The sequence below is a fragment of the Kitasatospora putterlickiae genome (assembly GCF_039527695.1).
GTDB classification, from domain to species: Bacteria; Actinomycetota; Actinomycetes; order Streptomycetales; family Streptomycetaceae; genus Kitasatospora; species Kitasatospora putterlickiae.
Map to the genome: position 1 here is coordinate 15,727 of NZ_BAAAKJ010000078.1, position 2,558 is coordinate 18,284.

General features: G+C 73.4%; 2 protein-coding genes. Both read right to left on the reverse strand.

Annotation, left to right across the window (positions count from 1 at the left end; translation table 11 throughout):
- Positions 1-88 precede the first annotated feature (88 nt).
- Positions 89-2,116, reverse strand: a complete 2,028-nt coding sequence (locus ABD308_RS08985) for a LamG-like jellyroll fold domain-containing protein (protein WP_344330450.1) — start codon at positions 2,114-2,116, stop codon at positions 89-91.
- Positions 2,117-2,255: 139 nt separating this feature from the next.
- A partial coding sequence (locus ABD308_RS08990; protein ID WP_344330454.1) for a peptide deformylase occupies positions 2,256-2,558 on the reverse strand: 303 nt, incomplete at its 5' end.

The window sequence follows — 2,558 nt, forward strand, 5'->3', positions numbered from 1 at the left end:
GGCGTCCGATTCCGTGACCGCCTCCGCGTCAGTGTCCGCGTCCGCGTCCGCGTCCGCGCGTCAGGTGGTCACGCGGCCGTAGACCGGGTCACGCCGTCATGAACTCACGCACCCGCAGGGCCCGCTTCACGACCCGGACGTCGCCGACGTACCCGTGGAACACCTTGTCCAGCACCCCCGCGTACGCGTAACCGCCCAGCATCCACGGGCGTCCCAGCGTGGTCAGCCCCACGGCCGGGGTCGCCGGGTTGCGGGCCACCTCACAGCCGTCGACGTACATCCGGCTGAGCCTCCCGTCGTTGACGACCGCGACGTGCCACCACCGGTCCAGGGGCAGCTGGTGCCCCCAGCAGGTGGACGCCCCGGTCTGGTTGACCGGGTAGACGCACCACTGCAGGGCGGGCGCCTCGGAGAGGCTGAGCGTCACGACGGGCTCCTCCGCGTCCACCCCCGTACCGCTCTTGCCCGCCTCGCCCGCCATCCCCCACCGACTGAGCAGGGCGGACCAGCGGCTCTGCCCGGAGTCCCAGTCGGCGGGCAGCCTGCAGAAGGCCTCCACGGTGAAGCCGCGCTCGAAGGTCTCCCGGTTCAGCGGCGCGGTGGGCGCCGTCTCCAGGTAGCCGCCGCGCACCGGCGAGCGGGTGCCCTTGAGCAGCAGGCTGCCGTGACCCGGCTGGTCCGGGTGGTGGTCGGCGGACCAGGTGAGCGCGCCGTCGGGCGTGCCCGGGGCGCTCCGCACGTACAGGTCGTTGCCCTGCCCGGTCAGGTCCTTGACGACCTGCTGCGCGGTGACCGCCGTCCCGTCACCGCCACCTCCGTCGAAGCGCCAGTACGCCGCGGTGTCCCGGACCAGCAGTTCGGCGGGCCTGCGCGCCGGGCGCGGCGGGACGGGCGCGAAGCCCGCGAAGCGCCGGTCGAAGTCGATCGCGAGCGAGAAGCGGTCCACGTCCGAGGTCAGCTCGACCTGCTGCGCCGCCAGCGTGTTGCGCTCCTCGGCGGCGATCTCCTGGATCCACGGCGAGAAGGTCGACACGTCGACGGTGTCACGGTCGAGGTCGAAGCGGTACGCCCGGATCATCGCGGCACCGCCGTAGTAGCGGTCCTGGTAGTTGGTGATGTGGACGTGCACGTCGTGGCCGGCCTTGTTGCGCAGCACGGTGCGGCCGGGCGGCCAGTAGTGCCCGTTGACGGTGAGGAAGATCTGGTCGTTGCCGCTGATCAGCCGGTCCCAGAGCCTCTTGCCGTAGTCGGACAGCTCGGCCCGGCCGCCGTCGTCGGCGTACGCCAGGTCGTGGGTGGTCAGGATCACCGGGACCTTCGGGTTGGCCGCGATCACCGCGTTGGCCCAGGCGAAGCCCGCGTCCGAGAGCCGCCAGTCCAGCGAGAGCACCATCCACGGGCGGCCGCCCGCCGTGAAGATGTGGCAGGTGTTGTAGCCGTCCGGGCTGGAGGCGTGGTAGCCGGAGGTACGGGCGGCCCGGGCCTTGCTGAAGGTCTCCAGGTACGGGGTGCCGCCGCGCCGGTCGTCGGTCGAGGAGCGCACGTCGTGGTTGCCGGCGAGCACGCCGTAGGCCGCGCCGGCGTCGTCCAGCAGGCCGAACACCTTGGAGACGGCGGCGAACTCGGTGGCCAGCCCGTTCTCGGTGACGTCGCCGAGGTGGGCCAGGAAGACGATGTTGTCGTCCGTCCCGTCCTCGCGGTTGACCCCGCCGTCGAGCACGTAGCGGATCGAGGCCTCCACCGGCGCCGGGTGGATCCGGTCCTGGTCGAACAGGTACTGGGTGTCGGGCATGACGACGAGGGTGAACTGGCGGGCGTCCGGGTCGGGCTGCCAGCGCCCCTTGCCCTTGCCCTTCCCCTTGTCCTTGCCGTTCGCCTTCCCCGCCTTCTCCGTCTTCCCGGGTTCCGTGTCAGCCGTGTCGGCCCCGTCGGCCCCGCCCGCCGCCTGCGCGGGTGCCGCGCCGAGTACGCCGAGCCCCACCGCCCCGACCCCGGCACCCAGGAGGCCCGCCCCGCGCAGGAACCGGCGCCGGCCGGCCGCAGCCGGTCCGTCCCCGTCGAGATCGGCGGTGCGCGGGCACTCGCACTCGTGCCCGGACTCGTGGATGTCGTGCATGTTCGCTCCCGAAATGGTGTGAGCCACGACGGTAGGGAGCGGGTCTGGTCGTAGATCATCGCCGGGGCCACGCGCCGCTGAACAGCGGCCGAACCCGCCGCGCCGTGCCGCACGGGCCTCACGGGACCCGGGCCGGGCGTCAGGCCCGGCGCAGAGCGGCCAGTTCCTCGGCGCGGGCCGCCCGCTTGGCGAACACCTCCGCCTGCCGCTCCGCCATGCGGCGCAGCGCGGTACGGCGGCCCCGGGCGGCGAGGCGGTCGATGTAGAGGCCGCCGGCGAGGTGGTCGGTCTCGTGCTGGAGGCAGCGCGCGAAGTAGCCGTGGCCCTCGATCGGAACCCGCCCCGTGGCGGCGGTCACCCGGTTGTTCCCGCTGCTCGCCGACGCCGGGCGGGAGTCGGGCACGCGCTGACGGACGGTGGTCGGCGGATCCCGGGATCCGCC

What these genes read in the sequence shown, in the direction of transcription:
- ABD308_RS08985 (WP_344330450.1), bottom strand. Translation starts at nt 2,116, where the DNA reads ATGCACGACATCCACGAGTCCGGGCACGAGTGCGAGTGCCCGCGCACC.